Origin of the sequence: Sphingomonas sp. Leaf257 (genome assembly GCF_001422185.1) — a bacterium.
Classification (GTDB): domain Bacteria; phylum Pseudomonadota; class Alphaproteobacteria; order Sphingomonadales; family Sphingomonadaceae; genus Sphingomonas; species Sphingomonas yabuuchiae.
Genome location: NZ_LMMH01000037.1, coordinates 36,444 through 53,987, shown reverse-complemented (window position 1 = coordinate 53,987; position 17,544 = coordinate 36,444). Strand labels below are relative to the sequence as shown.

Here is a 17,544-nt window from a genome sequence, read left to right as displayed (position 1 = left end):
CATGAAATTCATGAAGTTCGGGGCGGGCCGGGCGGCCCGCCCCGTGAGGCATTCAGCGCGTTTCCTTCGTCGCCTCGATCGCGGCATTGGCGGCGAGGATATAGGCCGAGGTGGTCGCGACCGTGTATTCGTTCTCGAACCACAGGAACGGCCATTCGGTCTTAAGTTCAGGAAAGTCGGGCTTCACGATCAGCACGCCCGGCACTAGACCGCCGGGGATGAAGCCGTAATCGGCGCGGTTGTGGCCATAGCCGATCAGCTTGGACGCGGTGCCCACCGTCGAGACGAGCGACAGATTGTTCGCCGGATGCCGCCCCAGCACATAGTCGATGGCGTTCAGCGTATAGTCGGTGCCGATGATTTCCGGGAAAGCCTTGTGCATCAGGAAGGCGGTCGAGCCGAACTCGACGACCTGATGCGATCCGGCCCAGCCGCCTTCGCTGATCGGTACGCCGAAGGGGTTCTTGGCGGCCTCTTCATCCATCTTGACCTTGGTCTGGCGGACCAGCGGGACCAAGGCGGCGCGGTACTTGGCATCCATGAACGGAAGGGCGCGTACCGCCGAGGCGCGGACCCAGGCGAAGTTCTTGGTGATGACGGGCATCAGCGCGCGCAGGCGGTCGGCATAGACACGCTCGCCCTTGCTGGTGATCAGCATCTCGACGGTAGCGCCGACATTGGCGCCGTCCGCCGACCATGGCGTGCCGGAATCGTCGCGCCCGTCGCCCGACTTGATGGGCCCCTTCTGATAGCGTCCCCACAGGACCTTGGCCGCGTCCCAGGCCTCGGCCGCCATCGTCGGATCGCTGTCCGCCAGTGCGCGGGACGCGGCGGCGAGGGCGCCCGCGACCGCCAGATTGTTAGCGGGCAGATCGGTGGTGAAGGCCCAGCGATCGTCCTGCGCGCCCGACGATCCACCCTTGCGCTCGCTGATGCCGAGCGAGGCGTCATAGGTCAGATTGTCGGTCTGCGACCCCGCATCGCCCAGATGGGCATATTGGCGCTGCACCGGATCGATGATGCCGACGATGGCATGGCCGAACACCTTGTACTGGGCGAGCAGTTGCAGGACGCCGTGGCGGATCTGCTGCACCGAGTCCTGCTTGCCGTCGGGCTTGCGGATCTCCACCGCGCGGGCGGCCTCGTCCACGCTCGTTTCGTCCCAGTCGAGGCCGTAAAGCTCGCGTCCCCAGGCCAGGTCGCGGACCACCTGCGCATTTTGCGGTGTCTGGATGTCGTAATCGCCCGCATCCTGAAAGCCGCCGACATTCAGGCCGGGGATATGCTCGCCCGGCTTGAACGGCGAGTCGAGGTTGGGGCCCATCTTGTAGCCGTCGAAATGGACATGGTTGGGCGGCGCCTGGCGGGCATCGTCGAGATGCGAGGGGGCGGACCAGACGCGGTATTGTTCGCGAATGCCGACATGATCCATCTGCTCGGCGATGAAGGTGTCGAGCGAGGTCTGCCAGATGCGGTCATAGGCGTCGGCGGCGATACGGAACGGGTTCGTCACCTGACCGCCATAGGCGATCGCATAGATGCCGGGCTCGCGCACCTGCGAGAAGTCGAAGGCGGCGTAATTATACCGCATCCAGCGCCCGCGCGGGGTCACGGCGGCACGCAGGACGGATTGGCGCGTGCCGTCTGCGGCCAGTCGGACCAGTTCCGCCTCGCCCGGCGCGGTCCCGTGCGGATCGGTTTCGATCAGCGCGACCTTAGCGCGGCCGGGCGTATAACCCGCTTGGTTGAACGAGACGACCGGCGGGCGTACCCAGTCCTTCACGACATTGGGGCGGACATGCCAGACCACGGCATTCTCCTTTGCCCCCGCCGCGATCAGCGAGCGGACGACGAACCAGCCATTCTGCGCCCGGTTGCGCGCATCATAGAGCGCCAGCCCGCCCGCATCCGACGTGATCGTCACGCGGGTCAGCGGGTCTTCGGGCGACAGGGTGATCGACTTGCCGCCCGAGGCCAAAGGCGTCGGATCGCCCGATCCGTCCTTGGCCATCGGGCCGGTAGGATGGCGTGGGAACAGGCCCGGCGCGGTATCCATCAGATAGGTCTTGCCGAAATAGCTGGTCGGCAGGAAATCGAGGTTGAAACCGGCCTTACCCGCCAGCGCGGCGGGCAGCGGCTGATCGAGGTCGACGGCGATGCGAAACCCGTCGCCTTCCGCCGTCACCTTCACCCGATAGGCGAGATTCTGGTCCTTATAGGCGGAGCGGACGACGATCTGGTTGGGCTCGGTTCCGCGTGCCCGGCTGACAAAGGCCGGGACGGGGTCCCATTGCTCGGGCGTGGGGTTCAGGCGTATCGCGCCGTCGGTGGCGATCCGCTCGCCATGCAGGACGATCTGGATACCGGCATTCTTCTCGTCGAAGAAGATGGGGCTGAACTGGTTCTGGTCGACCATCACGGTCAGGCCCTGCCGCTCCAGCGTCTCGGCCGGGGTGACGGACAGCGCCGGTGCCGTGCCTTGCGTCGTGACCGGTGTCTGTGCCTGCACGGCGCAGGACGCCATGATGCTTGCCGATGCCAGCAAGGCGACACCCATGTGTTTCAGCATAACCCCTCCTCGATATAGATAGCGCTATCATTTTTGATCATGGCCAGGGCGGCGAACTGAATGAAACCGACGCCTTGTCCAAAACGCGGGGCGACGCGGTTTCCGCTTTCGCCTTGGACGCAATCTGTGCCAGCTTTTTCGATTAAACAACGAAAAAATGGCGCTTTGTTCTGGATCAACTTTTGAAGGGCGGATGGGGTTGGCAAGCGGTCGGGGGTGCAATTTGCGTTGCTTGTGTACCGCTCACATGCTTGATGCGGATATGGAAACGGCGCGGACCGCTCTTGCCGTCCGCGCCGTCCCGAAAGTGGCAGAAGGAGCGTTACTTCTGCGATGTATAGCGCGGCTGGACCCGGCCCGCTTCGTCGGCGGCCTGCTTGATCAGCTGGATATTGCGCTTGATCGAGGCGGCGAGGGCGGAGCGGATCGACTCGTCGGCATCGGAACCGGCGGGCACTTCGCGCAGCAGCTGGAGCCACTCGCCGATCGCCTCGTCATGCTGGCCCTTCAGATCCTTTTCCATCGCGAAATAGAAGCGTGCGCGCGCATCGCGCGGGTCGATCGCGATGGCCTTGCGGAAGGCGTTCTGCGCCTCGGCGGGCAGTTCGATGCCCTGCGCCTTCGTGGTCTGCATGACCGTCTCACCCAGCGCCGACCAGGCGTTCGCCTGGTTGGGATCGATCGCCAGCGACGCACGATAGGCGGTCGCGGCCTCGTCGAACCGGCGCTTGGCGAGCAGCGCGTCGCCCAGTTCCTTCTGCGCGGCGGCGCTACCCGGCGCCTTGCTGGCGGCGGCCTGCGCCGTGGCGGGATCGGGGGCCGCCATGGGCCGCTCGACAAAGACCGGGGCCTGAGCGGCCTTCTCCGCCGGACGCCGCAGCAGGGCACTGGCGATAAAGGCCAGGACGACCAGGACGAGCAGGATGCCTGCGATGACGAGGAGCTTGCGGCGTTTCACGATTCATCCCTGCTGATTATGTCGCCGGACCCTATCGCCCGGTATGTCCTGACACAGCGTAAAGGGCGCACGGACCGCGCGGAACCCGTCTTGTCCTGAAACAGGTCGCGCCAAGCCGCTGCCCCAGAACGGGATCATACCGGAGTTTACCGGACGCGACATCGGCGTCGATATCGATAGAGTGGGGGAACAGGGCAGATGAGTCGCCCAAAATGCAACGGGAATATCGCCCGATGGTGAATGTGCGACCGAGACGGGATCACCCGTTCCGACACATGATCGGGTGCGCGGCGTAACAGGGAGTTTGATGATGGCGGCTGTGACGAAGATGATGGCGATGGCGGGTGTCATGGCTGGCGCGCTGATCGCGACGGCCGCCCATGCGGGCACGCTGTCCTCGACGCCGGGCAATGTCGTGCCGACCAATCCCTCGGTCCTGATCGACTTCGACGGCACGAACGGCAACACCACCTATTCGTCGGGCTTCTCGCTGTCGGGCACCGCCGTCCTGACGACCGGCTCGGCCAATGGCTATAGCCGGCCGATGGGCGATACGACCCAGTATCTGATGGTCAATGGCGGCAAGACGGCCGAGTTGCGCACCAAGGACTATAGCTATGACGGCTTCGGTCTCTATTGGGGTTCGATCGACTCGTTCAACACGCTGGAAGTGCTCGGCGCCGCCGGTAACGTCCTGAAGACGATCACGGGCCTGGACGTCATTTCGCCGACCGCCGACGTTCCGGGCACCTATTACAACGATCCGAGCCTGAACCGCTACGTCACCTATACGCTCGATAGCCTGACGGGTGAGCGCATTGCGGGCCTGCGCTTCTCCTCGGGTGATACCGCGTTCGAACTGGACAATGTCACCTTCTTCGGCGGCAAGCCGACCTCGGTCCCCGAGCCCGCCACGCTGACCCTGTTCGGCGCAGGGATCGGCGGCCTGATCGCCGCGTCGCGTCGCCGCCGCAAGAAGACCGCCTGATCTCAGGCATTCCAGCTGGTCGGTCCGACAGGATCGACCGGGGAAACGAAAAGGGCGGCCTAGGGCCGCCCTTTTTTGTGTCCGCTACAGAAGACGGTGAAAGGCCGGCCCCGCCGGGTCAGGCGGCGGCGCCGTTCAGCGTTTCCATCTCGCCCAGCACCCGCGCTTTGCGGCCATAGACATATTCGAACAGCGGGCTGGCCATCATCGTGGTCACGATCGCCATCAACACCAGCATAGAGAACAGGGTGGGGCCGATAATTCCCTTTTGCAGCCCGATATTGATGATGATCAGTTCCATCAGCCCGCGCGAGTTCATCAGCGCGCCGATCCCCATCGCCGTGCGATTGTCCTCGCCACAGGCGCGGGCCGCCAGATAGCAGGCGCCGAACTTGGCAGCAATCGACGCGGCCAGGATGCCGAGCGCGATCAGCAGCAGCGGCAGCGAGTTGACCATGTCCATCCGCGTGTTCAGCCCCGAATAGGTGAAGAACATCGGCAACAGCAGGACGACGGCCAGCGGCTCGACCTTCTTCTTCAACTCGCTGACGAACAGGCCGCGCGGCATGAAAACGCCCAGGATGAAGCCGCCGAAAATGCCATGCACGCCGATCGCGTCCATGATGAAGGCGGACAGGCAGAAGGCCATCAGCGTGATCGCCAGCACGGTCGTGCTCATCTCGCCCCGCGCCTCGACCGCCCGGCCCAGCGGCGCCAGCAGACGGCGGCCGAACAAGATCAGGAATCCGACATAGATAAAGGCCCCGCCGATCGCGAGGATCGCCACCCCGCTGCCGCCGCCGAAGGTCGCCAGCACGATCGCCAGTACGCACCAGGAGGCGGCGTCGTCGAACGCGCCCGCCGCCAGCGACAAGGTGCCGAGCGGGCTGTCCGCCAGCCCCCGTTCGTTGATGATCCGCGCCAGCATCGGAAAGGCGGTCAGCGCGATACAGGCGCCCAGGAACAGCGTGGCATTGGCCTGGCTGATCCCGGCGGTGAACAGGCCGGGCACCTTGAGCAGCAGGGGAGTGATCGCCACCGCGATCAGGAACGGCGCGATCACGCCCGAGGCCGATACCGCCATGGCACTGCGCGCCTTGGACTGGAAATGATCGAGGCGGAGTGTCAGCCCGACCAGGAACATGTACAGCGCCACGCCGAGCTGCGCGCCCGCATAAAGGACGTTGCGGGTTTCCTTGGGAAAGATCGCCGCCTGCAGGTCGGGAAAGAACAGGCCGAGCAGCGACGGGCCGAGCACGACCCCGGCGATCATCTCGCCCACCACCGGCGGCTGGCCCAGGAACCGCTGTCCGGCCCAGCTGACGACGCGACAGGCGAACAGGATCACCGCCAATTGCAGGAAAAAATGGATGCTATAGTCGCCGGGCACATAGGTGGCGGCCGCCCCGGCGCTGGCCGGGCCATGCGGTGACAGGATGCCGCCAAAGGTCTTCCAGAAACTGTCGATCGCGTCGTTCATCGGTCTTCGCATCCCCCCTCGCGTCCGGCCTTGCGCGGTCCGGCCCAGGCGATAGCGACGCCAAGTCGCGGGGCGTTGCAACGGGATTTCGCTGGAGGGGAAGCGATTGTGCCCGGCCACTGGCAAACTGTGTTCTTGCCGCTACAAGGTAGGTACGTACCTACATATTCGAGGGGCGGATGAAGACGCTGACCAGCCGCGAGTTCAACCAGGATGTCAGCCGCGCCAAGCGGTTGGCCCGAATCGAGCCGGTGTTCATCACCGATCGCGGACGCCCCACTCACGTCCTGCTCGGCGTCGAGGCCTTCCGGCAATTGGCGCGCCAGACCGAGACGATCGTCGACCTGCTTGCACAACCCGATGCGATGCCCGGCGAGGCGCCGCCGCCGCGCGACTGGAACCGGACGCGCTGATGTATCTGCTCGATGCCAGCGTCGTGGCCGAACTGCGCGGCGCGCGGCGGGGACAGGCCGATCCGGGGCTGGTCGACTGGGCCTCGGGCGTGCCGCGTCACGAATTGTTCCTGTCGGCGGTGACCTTGCTCGACCTTCAGGGAAACAAGGACGCCGACGACTGGATCACCGAGCAGGTCCTGCCCGCGTTCGAGGGGCGTATTCTGGCGGTCGATGTCGCGGTGGTACGACGGTCGTCGGCACTGGGCTATGCGCAGACGCGCGATGCGCTGCTGGTGGCGACGGCGCTGGTCCATGGCTTGACGCTCGTCACGCGGCATGTCGCGGCCTATAAGGTCGGGCGGCCGAAGCTGTTCTGCCCCTGGGGTTTCGTGCCCGATGATATGGGCGAAGACTGGCGGCAGGCGACGAAGGGCGGTTCGCAATGGTTCCGCAACCTGTTCGTGAGGATATGAGCGTGGTGGAGGGGCAGGCCAGGTCGATCCTGATCGTCGGCGGCGGCACGGCGGGCTGGTTGACCGCCGCCTATCTCGCCCGCTTTCTGGGGCCTGCGACCCGCATCACCGTGCTGGAGGACCCGGCGATCGGCGCGATCGGGGTGGGTGAGGGGGCGTTCCCGACGATGCGCTCGACCCTGCGCTTCCTGGGGATCGACGAGGCGCATTTCATCCGCACGGCGGGTGCGACCTTCAAGCAGGGCATCCGCTTCGACGACTGGCGGCACGCCCCGGACGGGGGCAGGCGCCACCGCTATGTCCATCCGTTCGAGCCGCCCTTCCAGGCGGATGGCGTCGATCTCGTCGCGCACTGGCTGGCGCAGGACCCGGCGGCCCGTGCGCCCTTTGCCGAGGCGGTGACGATCCAGCACCGCGTCGCCGCCGCCGGGCGGGGGCCGAAACAGGCGGGGGAAGGGGCGTTCGACGGGCCGCTCAGCTATGCCTATCACTTCGATGCGCATCGGCTGGTCGCTCTGCTGGCCGACCATGCCATGAGCCTGGGCGTGCGGCATCTGGAGGGCAGGCTGACCAGCGCGGAGGTGGGCGCGGACGGGCTGATCGCGCACGTCGTCACCGACCGTCAGGGCATGCTGACCGCCGACCTCTATATCGACTGCACCGGGCAGCGGGCCGAACTCATCTCCGGTGCGCTGGGGGAGCCTCTGCTGCCAGTGCGCGACCAGTTGTTCACCAATCGCGCACTCGCCTGTCGCCTGCCCTATGATGCGGAGCGCAGCCACGCCCTGCCGACCATGACCATCGCCACCGCGCATCGGGCGGGTTGGACCTGGGATATCGGGCTGGCCGAGGGGCGGGGGATCGGGACGGTATATTCCGACGCGCATATGGATGACGAGGCCGCGATTGCGACGCTCGCCGCCTATCTGGGACAAGATCCCCACAGGCTGGAGCCGCGTTTGCTGACCTTCGAGCCGGGGTATCGCCAGCGGCCCTGGATCGGCAATTGCGTCGCGATCGGATTGGCCGGGGGCTTTCTGGAGCCGCTGGAGTCGACCGGCATCGTCCTGATCGAAGCGGCCGTCGCCATGCTGGCCGAGCTGTTCCCGCATCGCGGGCCGATCGCGGCACCCGCCGCGCGCTTCAATACGCTGATGACCGCACGGTATCGGACGATCGTCGACTTTCTCAAGCTGCACTATTGCCTGAGCAGCCGGGACGAGCCGTTCTGGTGTGACAATGGCGCTGCCGGGACGATCTCCGACCGGCTACGGGACTTGCTGGAGCAATGGCGTTACCGGCCGCCGGGGCGGTTCGACTTTACGCTGGATGTCGAAAGCTTCGCCCATTTCAACTATCAGTATATCCTCTACGGCATGGGCTTTGCCGATGGTGAAGGTCGCCCGACCGGCGCGTCCGGCGAGGCGGAGCGGCTGTTCCGCAAGCTCCAGATGTTCGGCGACCGCGCCGTGGCGGACCTGCCGAGTCATGGTGAGTTGGTCGCGGCGATGCGGGGCTAGAGCAGGATGACGTTACATTGAACCAAGGCGAGCCCCTCCCCTTCAGGGGAGGGGTTGGGGTGGGGCCTCGCCACAGGCGGCGTGCTCGCGGAAGCGCCCCACCCCCGGCCCCCCCCGAAGGGGAGGGGGGGTTATTCAGGTCATCGGATTCTATGCGAGAGGGTCCTCACTGACCCTTTCCTTCCTTCTCGCCTGTCCAGGGGAGAAGGATCGGAACTCGCCTCAAGCGATCGCAGGCAGGCGGTCCAAGTGCTTTTCCAGCGTCAGCGGATAGTCCCGGATCCGCATGCCGGTCGCGTTGTAAACCGCATTCGCCACCGCCGCGCCGACGCCGCACAGGCCAAGTTCGCCGACGCCCTTGGCCTTCATCGGGTTGGCCTTGTCGTCCGCCTCTTCCAGGAAGATCACTTCCTGATGCGGGATGTCGGCATGGACCGGCACTTCATAGCCCGCCAGATCGTGGTTGACGAAGAAGCCGAAGCGCTTGTCGACCGCCAGTTCCTCCATCAGCGCCGAGCCGACGCCCATCGTCATCGCACCGATCATCTGGCTGCGCGCCGCCTTGGGGTTCAGGATACGTCCGGCCGCGCAGACCGCGAGCATCCGACGAAGCCGTGTGACGCCGGTATAGGCATCGACCCCGACCTCGACGAAATGCGCGCCGAAGGTCGACAACTGCCAGGTCTTGTCCAGATCGCCGAATTCGATCCGGTCCTCGGCGGTCAGCGGGCCGGAGGCGACGGCGTCGCGCAATGCGACCGATCGATTGCCGCCCGTCACCTGACCACCGGCGAAGTTCAGATCGGCCGAGTTGAACCCCAGCCGCTGGGCCACCGCCTCGCGCAGCTTGACGCAGGCGGCATAGACGCCCGCCGTGGCGTTGGCTGCGCCGAACTGGCCGCCCGACCCGGCCGACACCGGATAGTCGCTGTCGCCCAGCCGGACATCGACCACGTCCATCGGCACGCCCATCATCTCGGCGGCGGTCTGGGCGATGATCGTATAGCTGCCGGTGCCGATATCGGTCATGTCGGTCTCGACGACGACCCGGCCGTCCTTGTTCAGCGTGACCCGTGCGCCCGACTTCATGTTCATGTGATTGCGGAAGGCGGCGGCGACGCCCATGCCGACCAGCCAGCGTCCGTCGCGGACCTGGGCGGGCCTGGCGTTGCGCTGCGACCAGCCGAAACGCTGTGCGCCCTCCTCCAGGCAGCGGACGAGCTGGCGCTGCGAGAAGCGGCGCTCGGGCTTTTCGGGATCGACCTGGGTGTCGTTCTTCACGCGGAAGGCGACCGGGTCCATGCCCAGCTTCTCGGCCATCTCGTCCATCGCGATTTCCAGCGCCATCATGCCCGGCGCTTCGCCCGGTGCGCGCATCGCATTGCCCTCGGGCAGGTTCAGCACGGCCAGGCGCATCGCGGTCAGGCGGTTGGGCCCGGCATAGAGCAGCTTGGTCTGATTGACCGCCGTCTCGGGGCCGCCGCCGGGCTGGTCGCCCGATCCGCTTTCATGCGCGATCGCCTGGATCGCGCCGTCCTTGGTCGCGCCGATGCGGATGCGCTGCGTCGTGGCGGGGCGATGGGTGGCGTTGTTGGCCATCAGCGGCCGCTGCATCGCGACCTTGACCGGCCGCCCGACCGCCTTCGCGCCCAGCGCCGCCATGACGGCATCGGCGCGCAGGAACAGCTTTCCGCCGAAACCGCCACCGACATAAGGCGAGATCAGCCGCACCTTCTCCTTGGGTATGCCCAGCGTCTTGGCGAGGTCGCCGCGCCCCCAGGCGATCATCTGGTTCGACGTCCAGACGGTCAGCTGGTCCCCCTCCCAGATCGCCAGCGAGGCAAAGGGCTCCATCATCGCATGGCTGTGGTCGGGGGTGGTGTATTCGGCATCGAGCTTCACCGGCGCGGCACCGAAGGCGCTTTCGAACGATCCGGTCCGGTCTTCCTTGCCGGGCTTGCCCTCTTCGCCGCCGGTCAGCGGCGCGGTCTTCAGCGCTTCGTCCAGGTCATACTGGCCCTTGGCGCGATCATAGTCGATCCGCACCAGCCCGGCGGCGGCGCGCGCCTGTTCGAAGCTCTCGGCGACGACGATGGCGACGGCCTGGTGATAATGGTCGATCTCCGGCCCGCCGAGCAGCTTGGCCGTGTTGAAATTGCCCTTGTTCAGCGTGCCCGCCTCGGCGGCGGTGACGATGCCCAGCACGCCCGGCGCGCCGCGTGCATCGTCGAGGTTCATCGAACGGATGCGCCCCTTGGCGATGGCCGCGCCGATGATCCAGCCATAGGCGGCGTTGGGTGCCTCGGCATGGCGTTCATAGGCATAGGCTGCGGTGCCGGTGGTCTTGCGCGGGCCGTCGATCCGGTCGTGCGGGCGACCGACCACGGTCATGCGGTCGATGGGATTGGCGCTGGCTGGCTCGGTGAATTTCATGCGGTCCTCACCTGGCTGATGGCGGCCGCCAGCGTCCGTTCGACGAGCGGCACCTTATATTCGTTATCCTTGGTCGGGCGGGCATCGGCGAGCAGGCTCGCCGTCACCGCCTTGGCCCCCTGCGGCATCGCGGCTTCCGCCGCTTCGACCCGCCAGGGCTTGTGCGCAACGCCGCCGACCGCGACCCGGCCCGAGCCGTCCTTCTGGACGATCGCCGCGACCGACACGAGCGCGAAGGCATAGGAGGCGCGATCGCGCACCTTTTCATAGATATGGGTGCCGCCGACCGGGCGGGGCAGGGTGACGGCGGTGATCAACTCGCCGGGCTGGAGCGCGGTTTCGATATGCGGCGTATTGCCGGGCAGGCGGTGGAAATCGGCCAAGGGGATCGCGCGGGTCCGGCCCTCCGGATTCACCGTCTCGACCACTGCGTCCAGCACCCGCATCGCGACATTCATATCGCTGGGGTTGGTGGCGATACAGTCGCTGCTCGTGCCGACGATCGCCAATTGGCGCGAATAGCCGCCGATGGCGCTGCACCCGCTGCCGGGCTTGCGCTTGTTGCACGCCATATTGGTGTCGTAGAAATAGGGGCAGCGCGTCCGCTGGAGCAGATTGCCCGCCGTCGTCGCCTTATTGCGCAGCTGTCCGCTGGCCCCCGCAACGATCGCGCGGGACAGGACGCCGTAATCGCGCCGCACGCGTTCGTCGGCGGCCAGCGCGGTGTTGGTGACGAACGCGCCGATGCGCAGGCCGCCGTCCTTCGTCTTCTCGATCCGGTCGAGCTTCAGGTCCTGCACGTCGATCAGATGGGTCGGCGTCTCGACCTCGATCTTCATCAGGTCGAGCAGGTTGGTGCCGCCCGCGAGGAACTTGGCGCCCGGCTTGTTCGCCGCGCGTGCTGCCGCAACGGCGTCTTTTGCACGTTCGTAGGTGAAGGGCTTCATGCCTTGGCTCCCGCGACGTCCGCCCCAGCCACTTCGCGCATGGCGTCGGCGATGTTGGAATAGGCGCCGCAGCGGCAGATATTGCCGCTCATTCGCTCACGCATCTCGATACCCGAGGCTTGCGGCCTGGCGGTCAGGTCGGCCTGGACATGGCTGGGGACGCCGCGCTTGATCTCGTCTAGCACCGCCACCGCCGAGCAGATCTGGCCGGGCGTGCAGTATCCACACTGATATCCGTCATGGCGCACGAACGCGGCTTGCATCGGGTGGAGCTTCTCGGGCGTGCCGAGCCCCTCGATGGTGGTGATGCTGTCGCCATCATGCTGGAGCGCCAGGGAAAGGCAGCTGTTGATCCGCTCTCCATTGACCAGCACGGTGCACGCGCCGCACTGGCCATGGTCGCAGCCCTTCTTGGTGCCGGTCAGGTGCAGATGTTCGCGCAAGCTGTCGAGCAACGTCGTACGCGGATCGAGCGACAGGGTGCGCGGCTTGCCGTTGACCTTCAGCGTCACGGGCATGGCGGGGGGATCGGCAGGCATGGTGCTCCTCTGGGTCTGCGCCTCGGCCGGGGCGGAGGCGGCCATCGCGGTGGCCGCGCCTCCGACGATCATGCCGCGTCGCGACACGGTAAATTCACTGCTGTCCGCCAATGTCCCGGCTCCCTTGCACCCTGTCCAGATCCTTATCCAACCGCTGGCGCATACACCGCTGGCTGACATTTCGTTCATAACGCACGTAAACGGTTTTTGTGGCCCGCGAAATTATCATGGGATAGAAATTGCCGCACTCGCCACCGGAACGTATCGGGTGCGCGAGAAAGTCGAAGACGCCATATGCCGGGCGTGGTAGCACCGCGCATCGCCGGTTTGACGACCGCAAGCGCTGGCGGCTGAGAGACCCTTGTGCTCCCGCTTGTCGCGACGGAGCCGCCCGGATGCACTATTTGTCCCGTCTTGAGGGCGTGCCCCGTTGATCGTCCGGCTGCCGGGCAACGCGGCGGAGCGAAACCGGGCTTATCACGCGCTGATGACCGGCATCGATGTGCTGGAGAGGCGGATCGCGCCGCTCTGGGCGGTGGAGGCGTCGGCCTTGTCGAACCGGCATCGCCATGTCCGGGCGCGGGTGACGGCGAACGGCCTGCGCGAGCTGGACGTGCTGCTGGCCCATTGGATCGGACTGGTCGCGTGTCGGCCGGTCCGCATGGCGGATATCGGCGACTGGCGCGAGCAGGAGGAAGAGGATGTGGGGCGCTATGACCGCGACTTTACCCCCTTGGATATCGCCCGGCTGGCGGAGGATTATCGCCTGGCCGCGCCGATGCCGTGTCCGCCCGACATGGCGTCGGCGGATCGCGGGCTGGCCGCTTGAGACGCCCGTCCGATAGGCGTTGATCGAGCGCGCCGTCCGTTGCACAGCCTGAGCCGAACGATCGCGAAAAAAGGGGAGGATGTGATGCGCCTGGCAAAGGGCTTCGCCGTCTTGGCGCTGGGGCTGGCCGGCCCGCTGATGGCGCAGACGACGCCAGTGCCACAGATCGTCAACAAGGGTGGTCGCCACGCGCTGATGGTCGATGGCCGCCCTTTCCTGATGCTGGGGGCGCAGGTCAACAACTCCAGCAACTATGCCGCCGCCCTGCCGCAGGTCTGGCCGGTGCTGGACCGCATCCACGCCAATACGATCGAAATCCCCGTCGCCTGGCAGCAGATCGAGCCGGAGGAGGGGCGTTTCGACTTCGGCTTCGTCCAGACCCTGCTCGATCAGGCGCGCGCGCATCACAAGCGTGTCGTCCTGCTGTGGTTCGCGACATGGAAGAACACCTCGCCCGGCTACACGCCCGACTGGGTCAAGCTAGACAATCGCCGCTTTCCCCGGATGAAGACGAAGGCAGGGCAGAATCATTACGCGCTGACCCCGATGGCGCGCACCACGCTGGAGGCGGACAAGCGCGCCTTCGTCCGGCTGATGACGTACCTCAAGGAGCATGATCCGCAGAACACGGTCATCATGGTCCAGCCCGAGAATGAGGTCGGCAGCTATCGCAACCCGCGCGACTATTCGGCGGCGGCGCAGACGCTGTTCGACGGAGTCGTGCCGGAGGCGCTGACCCGCAGGCTCGGCAAGCCGCGCGGCACCTGGGCGGCGGTGTTCGGGGCGCAGGCCGACCGTGCGTTCAACACCTGGTATACGGCGCGCTACATCGACGAGATCGTCGCGGCGGGCAAGGCGGTGAAGCCGCTGCCCATGTACGTCAACGCGGCGCTGGCGGGGCCGTCCAACGTGCCCGATCCCGACGGCGTGGCGAGCGGCGGGCCGCAGCAGGACGTGCTCGACATCTGGAAGGTCGCCGCGCCCTTGATCGATGCGGAAGCGCCCGACATTTACGACCGGGCGAGCGCCAATGTGACCGCTTACATGAAAGCCTATGCCCGGCCCGACAATCCGCTGCTGGTGCCCGAGATCGGCAATGCCCGCGAGTTCGCCCGTTATTTCTATGAGGCGCTGGGGCACGGCGCGATCGGCTTTGCGCCGTTCGGCATGGATGACACCGGATTCTTCAACTATCCCCTGGGGGCCAGGGCGCTCGACAACGCCACGCTGGATGCCTTTGCCGGGCCCTATGCGGCGCTGGGCGGCGTGATGCGCGACTGGGCGAAGGCGGCGTTCGAACATCCGGGCTGGGGCACCGCGAAGCCCGATGACGGCAGCGACCGAGAGGCGGTGCTGGGCGACTGGCGCATCCGGGCGGAGTTCGGCCAGTGGCAGTTTGGCGAGAAAAGCTGGAGCTGGCTCAAGTCCGAACCCGCGCCATGGAAGGCCGAGCCGGTCGGCGGCATGGCGGTCGTCCAGCTTGCGCGCGACGAATATCTGATGACCGGCGACCATGTCCGCGTCCGCTTCGAGCCCGCGACCCCCGATCCCAAGGCCATGATCGTCCGGATCGAGGAGGGGCATTTCGCCGAGGGGCGCTGGGTGATGGACCGGCTGTGGAACGGCGACCAGACCGATTACGGCATCAACCTGATCGACCGGCCGGTCGTGCTGAAGGTCGTGATGGGACGCTATCGCTAGGGACGCGGACAAATCTCTTTGCACGCCCGGATCAACGGCTTAGCCTGATCCGCCAAGCCAGAAACGATCCGGGAGTGTTCATGCAGCGTCGCCAGTTCCTCGCCTCCGCCAGCCTCGCTGCGGCGGCCGCCGCTACGCCGTCCTGGGCCAAGGTTTCCCGAGGGACGGGGCCGCGTGACGCCGAGTTGCGGGCGATGCTCGACCGTTTCTTCTATGCGCGGCTGGACGACAGTCCGGAGCAGGCGACCTCGCTGGGCCTCGACACCGGTCCGCGTGCTGGCCTGAAGGCGCGGTTGAGCGATGCGTCGCGGGCGGGCGAGATGCGCCAGTTCGCGCGCGCCAGGCAGGAACGTGCGCAACTCGCCACCATCCCGCGCGATGCGCTGGGCGAGGGGGCGCGACTGGATTACGACATCCTGGCCTACAGCCTCGACCGGATGATCGCGGGCGAGCGCTTTTCCTATGGGGCGAGCGCGGGCCGCTATGCCCCCTATGTGCTCAGCCAGCTGTCGGGAGCTTACCGGGACGTGCCCGATTTCCTGGGCAACCAGCACCGCGTCACCAACGCCGCCGATGCCGACGCCTATGTCGCGCGGGTCGCGGCGTTCGGTCCGGCGATCGATGCCGAGACCGAGCGCCAGCGCGAGGATGCGGCCAAGGGCGTCTTCGCGCCGGACTATATTCTCGACACCACGCTGAAACAGCTGGCAGCGGTCCGAGATAAGCCCGCCGAAGGAACGGGCCCGGCGGTCGATCTCGCCGCCAAGCTGAAGGCCGCCAACCTGCCGCCCGACCGCGCGCAGGCGGTTGCGCGGCTGATGACCGAGCGGGTCTTCCCCGCCCTCGACCGGCAACGTGCGCTCGTCGTCGAATTGCGCGGCCGTGCGGTCCATGACGCGGGCGTCTGGCGGCTGCCGGACGGCGAGGCCTATTATACCGCCGCGGCGGCCGCCGCGACGACCACCGAGATGACCGGCGACGAAATCCACCGCCTCGGACTGGCGCAGGTGGGGGAGATCGGGGCGAGGATCGACACCATCCTGAAGGCGCAAGGCATGGCGCAGGGCAGCGTCGGCGAGCGGCTGGTCGCGCTCAACAAGCGGCCGGATCAGCTGTTCCCCAACACCGATCCGGGGCGTGAGGCGCTGCTGGAGCAGTTGCGCGCACAGGTCGCCGCCATGACCCGGCGCCTGCCCGAACAGTTTGCCGTCCTGCCCAAGGCACCGGTCGAAATCCGCCGCGTGCCTGAGGCGATCCAGGCGGGCGCGCCGGGCGGCTATTACCAATCGGCGTCGCTCGACGGGTCGCGGCCCGCCATCTACTTCATCAACCTGCGCGATACGTTCGACCGGCCCAAATTCGGGCTGGCGACGCTGACCTATCATGAGGCGGTGCCGGGCCATCACCTGCAGGTCATGTCCGCGCTGGAGAGCCAGGACATTCCGCTGATCCGCAGGCGCGGCTTCTATTCGGGCTATTCGGAGGGCTGGGCGCTCTACTCCGAACAGCTCGCCGACGAGATGGGGATGTATGAGGGCAATCCGCTGGGGCAGGTCGGCTATCTGCAATCCTTGCTGTTCCGTGCCACCCGGCTCGTCGTAGATTCGGGGATGCACGCCAAGCGCTGGAGTCGTGAGAAGGCGACCGACTATCTGATCGCCACCACCGGCATCGCGCGTGGCCGCAGCCAGGGGGAGATCGACCGCTACACCGTCTGGCCGGGGCAGGCGTGCAGCTACAAGATCGGGCACACCGTCTGGACCCGGTTGCGCGACGAAGCCAAGGCCAAGGCGGGCGCGAAATGGGACCCCAAGGCCTTTCACCGCGTTCTGACGCTGGGCGCGATGCCGCTCGACGTGCTGGAACGGGTGGTGCGCGAGCGGATGGCGTAACGCTCTAATCAACACTCTCCCCTCTGTGAGGGGCGAGGGGAGGTATGGCGCATTCCCTTACAGACCTGAGGCTTGGCCAATGGCGGGTGGGGCGGATAGGGTCGACGGTGGAGGAAGAAGTCTATGAAGCTTTCACATCGTCTATCCGCGCTATCGCTGCTCGGCCTAACGGTCGCGTTATCGCCGACCGGTGCGAACGCCGCCGATAAGGACGGCCTGCCGCGCAAGATCGGCGACTGGACGCTGGCGGTCAGCGAGGATGGCGACGGATGTTTCCTCACGCGTATCTATGACCGGCCGGGCGACACGACGCTGTTGCTGGGGCTGGATCGTGACGGGTCGAACCATCTGACGGTGCTGAACGCCAATTGGTCGATCAAGCCGAAGGAGCGGCTGGCGCTCGACTTCACGCTGACGGGTGGCAGCTATCCGAAGCATTTCGCGGTCGGGCTGGCGTCCGACGACCAGCGGGGTTTCGTCACCAGCTTCGAAAAGCCGTTCCCGACCTATCTCGCCCGGTCCCAGACGCTGAACATCGCGCGCGGTGACGTGCCGGTCGAGCGCCTGTCGCTGGCGGGCAGCGGCGCGGCCATCGCCGCGCTGCGCGATTGCGTCACGGCGCGGAAGGCCCCACCAGCCAAGACGACCCGTTTCGAAGGTGCGGCGGACGGCATTCCCCGCGATCCGTTCGCTAAGCCCGCCTCGCGCAAACGCTGAACCCTGAACGGCATCTTAACACAATAGGGCTTGTTGCAAATAGTGTTGCAGTAAACGCTTGGTCGAAAAACCGGCACGGTCGAACAGAAACAGGATTGTCGAA

General features: G+C 66.4%; 14 protein-coding genes. 8 read left to right on the top strand and 6 right to left on the bottom strand.

Translation table 11 applies throughout. The annotated features are described in order from the left end of the window. Window positions 1–52: 52 nt before the first annotated feature. A complete protein-coding gene (locus ASF14_RS20105; protein ID WP_056439624.1) occupies window positions 53–2,569 on the bottom strand; it encodes a glycoside hydrolase family 9 protein in 2,517 nt (838 codons plus the stop codon). A gap of 322 nt (window positions 2,570–2,891) precedes the next feature. Then, window positions 2,892–3,527, bottom strand: coding sequence for a tetratricopeptide repeat protein (locus tag ASF14_RS20100; protein ID WP_056439622.1), 636 nt, complete (start codon window positions 3,525–3,527; stop codon window positions 2,892–2,894). Window positions 3,528–3,837: 310 nt separating this feature from the next. Here ASF14_RS20100 and ASF14_RS20095 point away from each other — a divergent pair, with 310 nt between their 5' ends. Next, window positions 3,838–4,515 (top strand): Npun_F0296 family exosortase-dependent surface protein, encoded by a 678-nt coding sequence (locus ASF14_RS20095; RefSeq protein WP_168371584.1) that lies wholly within the window; start codon window positions 3,838–3,840, stop codon window positions 4,513–4,515. 118 nt (window positions 4,516–4,633) lie between these two features. Here the strand turns inward: ASF14_RS20095 and ASF14_RS20090 are convergent, their stop codons facing one another. Continuing rightward, a complete protein-coding gene (locus ASF14_RS20090) occupies window positions 4,634–5,995 on the bottom strand; it encodes a cation:proton antiporter (protein ID WP_056439615.1) in 1,362 nt (453 codons plus the stop codon). Between the two features lie 179 nt (window positions 5,996–6,174). On the opposite strand from ASF14_RS20090, the gene ASF14_RS20085 reads away from it, so the two are divergent. From ASF14_RS20085 to ASF14_RS20075, 3 genes are read left to right on the top strand one after another with little or no spacing between them, the layout of a single operon-like run. Next, the gene (locus ASF14_RS20085; RefSeq protein ID WP_056439612.1) at window positions 6,175–6,408 is read left to right on the top strand and encodes a type II toxin-antitoxin system Phd/YefM family antitoxin; all 234 of its coding nucleotides are present in this window, start codon (window positions 6,175–6,177) and stop codon (window positions 6,406–6,408) included. Continuing rightward, on the top strand, window positions 6,408–6,863 hold the full coding sequence (locus tag ASF14_RS20080; protein ID WP_056439609.1) for a hypothetical protein: 456 nt from the start codon (window positions 6,408–6,410) through the stop codon (window positions 6,861–6,863). Before ASF14_RS20085 ends, ASF14_RS20080 begins: the two co-directional genes overlap by 1 nt. Beyond that, complete coding sequence (locus tag ASF14_RS20075) at window positions 6,833–8,383, top strand: tryptophan halogenase family protein (RefSeq protein ID WP_236697169.1); 1,551 nt, start codon at window positions 6,833–6,835, stop codon at window positions 8,381–8,383. The genes ASF14_RS20080 and ASF14_RS20075 overlap by 31 nt, the downstream gene beginning before the upstream one ends. A 222-nt stretch (window positions 8,384–8,605) precedes the next feature. Here ASF14_RS20075 and paoC read toward each other — a convergent pair whose 3' ends face one another. Genes paoC through paoA form a run of 3 tightly spaced genes read right to left on the bottom strand, consistent with a single transcriptional unit; the run spans window position 8,606 to window position 12,413 of the window. Continuing rightward, window positions 8,606–10,816 carry an aldehyde oxidoreductase molybdenum-binding subunit PaoC gene (gene paoC / locus ASF14_RS20070; RefSeq protein WP_056439601.1) on the bottom strand — a complete coding sequence of 737 codons (2,211 nt, stop codon included), beginning with the start codon at window positions 10,814–10,816 and terminating at the stop codon, window positions 8,606–8,608. Beyond that, window positions 10,813–11,763, bottom strand: coding sequence for an FAD binding domain-containing protein (locus ASF14_RS20065; RefSeq protein ID WP_056439598.1), 951 nt, complete (start codon window positions 11,761–11,763; stop codon window positions 10,813–10,815). The genes paoC and ASF14_RS20065 overlap by 4 nt, the downstream gene beginning before the upstream one ends. Continuing rightward, window positions 11,760–12,413, bottom strand: coding sequence for an aldehyde dehydrogenase iron-sulfur subunit PaoA (gene paoA / locus ASF14_RS20060; RefSeq protein ID WP_082442388.1), 654 nt, complete (start codon window positions 12,411–12,413; stop codon window positions 11,760–11,762). Before paoA ends, ASF14_RS20065 begins: the two co-directional genes overlap by 4 nt. Before the next feature lie 319 nt (window positions 12,414–12,732). On the opposite strand from paoA, the gene ASF14_RS20055 reads away from it, so the two are divergent. From ASF14_RS20055 to ASF14_RS20040, 4 genes are all read left to right on the top strand, one after another. After that, window positions 12,733–13,131: a hypothetical protein gene (locus ASF14_RS20055; RefSeq protein ID WP_056439594.1), complete on the top strand. Its 399-nt coding sequence runs from the start codon at window positions 12,733–12,735 to the stop codon at window positions 13,129–13,131. Window positions 13,132–13,215: 84 nt separating this feature from the next. Next, window positions 13,216–14,832: a DUF5597 domain-containing protein gene (locus tag ASF14_RS20050; protein WP_056439590.1), complete on the top strand. Its 1,617-nt coding sequence runs from the start codon at window positions 13,216–13,218 to the stop codon at window positions 14,830–14,832. Window positions 14,833–14,912: 80 nt separating this feature from the next. Continuing rightward, window positions 14,913–16,724, top strand: a complete 1,812-nt coding sequence (locus ASF14_RS20045; protein ID WP_056439587.1) for a DUF885 domain-containing protein — start codon at window positions 14,913–14,915, stop codon at window positions 16,722–16,724. A 123-nt stretch (window positions 16,725–16,847) separates the two neighbouring features. Then, window positions 16,848–17,441, top strand: a complete 594-nt coding sequence (locus ASF14_RS20040) for a hypothetical protein (RefSeq protein ID WP_056439585.1) — start codon at window positions 16,848–16,850, stop codon at window positions 17,439–17,441. Window positions 17,442–17,544 lie beyond the last annotated feature (103 nt).

Bases quoted from the DNA above. Each gene is read 5' to 3' on its own strand.
- ASF14_RS20105 (WP_056439624.1), bottom strand. From the start codon at position 2,569: ATGCTGAAACACATGGGTGTCGCCTTGCTGGCATCGGCAAGCATCATG.
- ASF14_RS20095 (WP_168371584.1), top strand. From the start codon at position 3,838: ATGGCGGCTGTGACGAAGATGATGGCGATGGCGGGTGTCATGGCTGGC.
- ASF14_RS20090 (WP_056439615.1), bottom strand. From the start codon at position 5,995: ATGAACGACGCGATCGACAGTTTCTGGAAGACCTTTGGCGGCATCCTG.
- ASF14_RS20085 (WP_056439612.1), top strand. From the start codon at position 6,175: ATGAAGACGCTGACCAGCCGCGAGTTCAACCAGGATGTCAGCCGCGCC.
- ASF14_RS20080 (WP_056439609.1), top strand. From the start codon at position 6,408: ATGTATCTGCTCGATGCCAGCGTCGTGGCCGAACTGCGCGGCGCGCGG.
- ASF14_RS20075 (WP_236697169.1), top strand. From the start codon at position 6,833: ATGGTTCCGCAACCTGTTCGTGAGGATATGAGCGTGGTGGAGGGGCAG.
- paoC (WP_056439601.1), bottom strand. From the start codon at position 10,816: ATGAAATTCACCGAGCCAGCCAGCGCCAATCCCATCGACCGCATGACC.
- ASF14_RS20065 (WP_056439598.1), bottom strand. From the start codon at position 11,763: ATGAAGCCCTTCACCTACGAACGTGCAAAAGACGCCGTTGCGGCAGCA.
- ASF14_RS20050 (WP_056439590.1), top strand. From the start codon at position 13,216: ATGCGCCTGGCAAAGGGCTTCGCCGTCTTGGCGCTGGGGCTGGCCGGC.
- ASF14_RS20045 (WP_056439587.1), top strand. From the start codon at position 14,913: ATGCAGCGTCGCCAGTTCCTCGCCTCCGCCAGCCTCGCTGCGGCGGCC.
- ASF14_RS20040 (WP_056439585.1), top strand. From the start codon at position 16,848: ATGAAGCTTTCACATCGTCTATCCGCGCTATCGCTGCTCGGCCTAACG.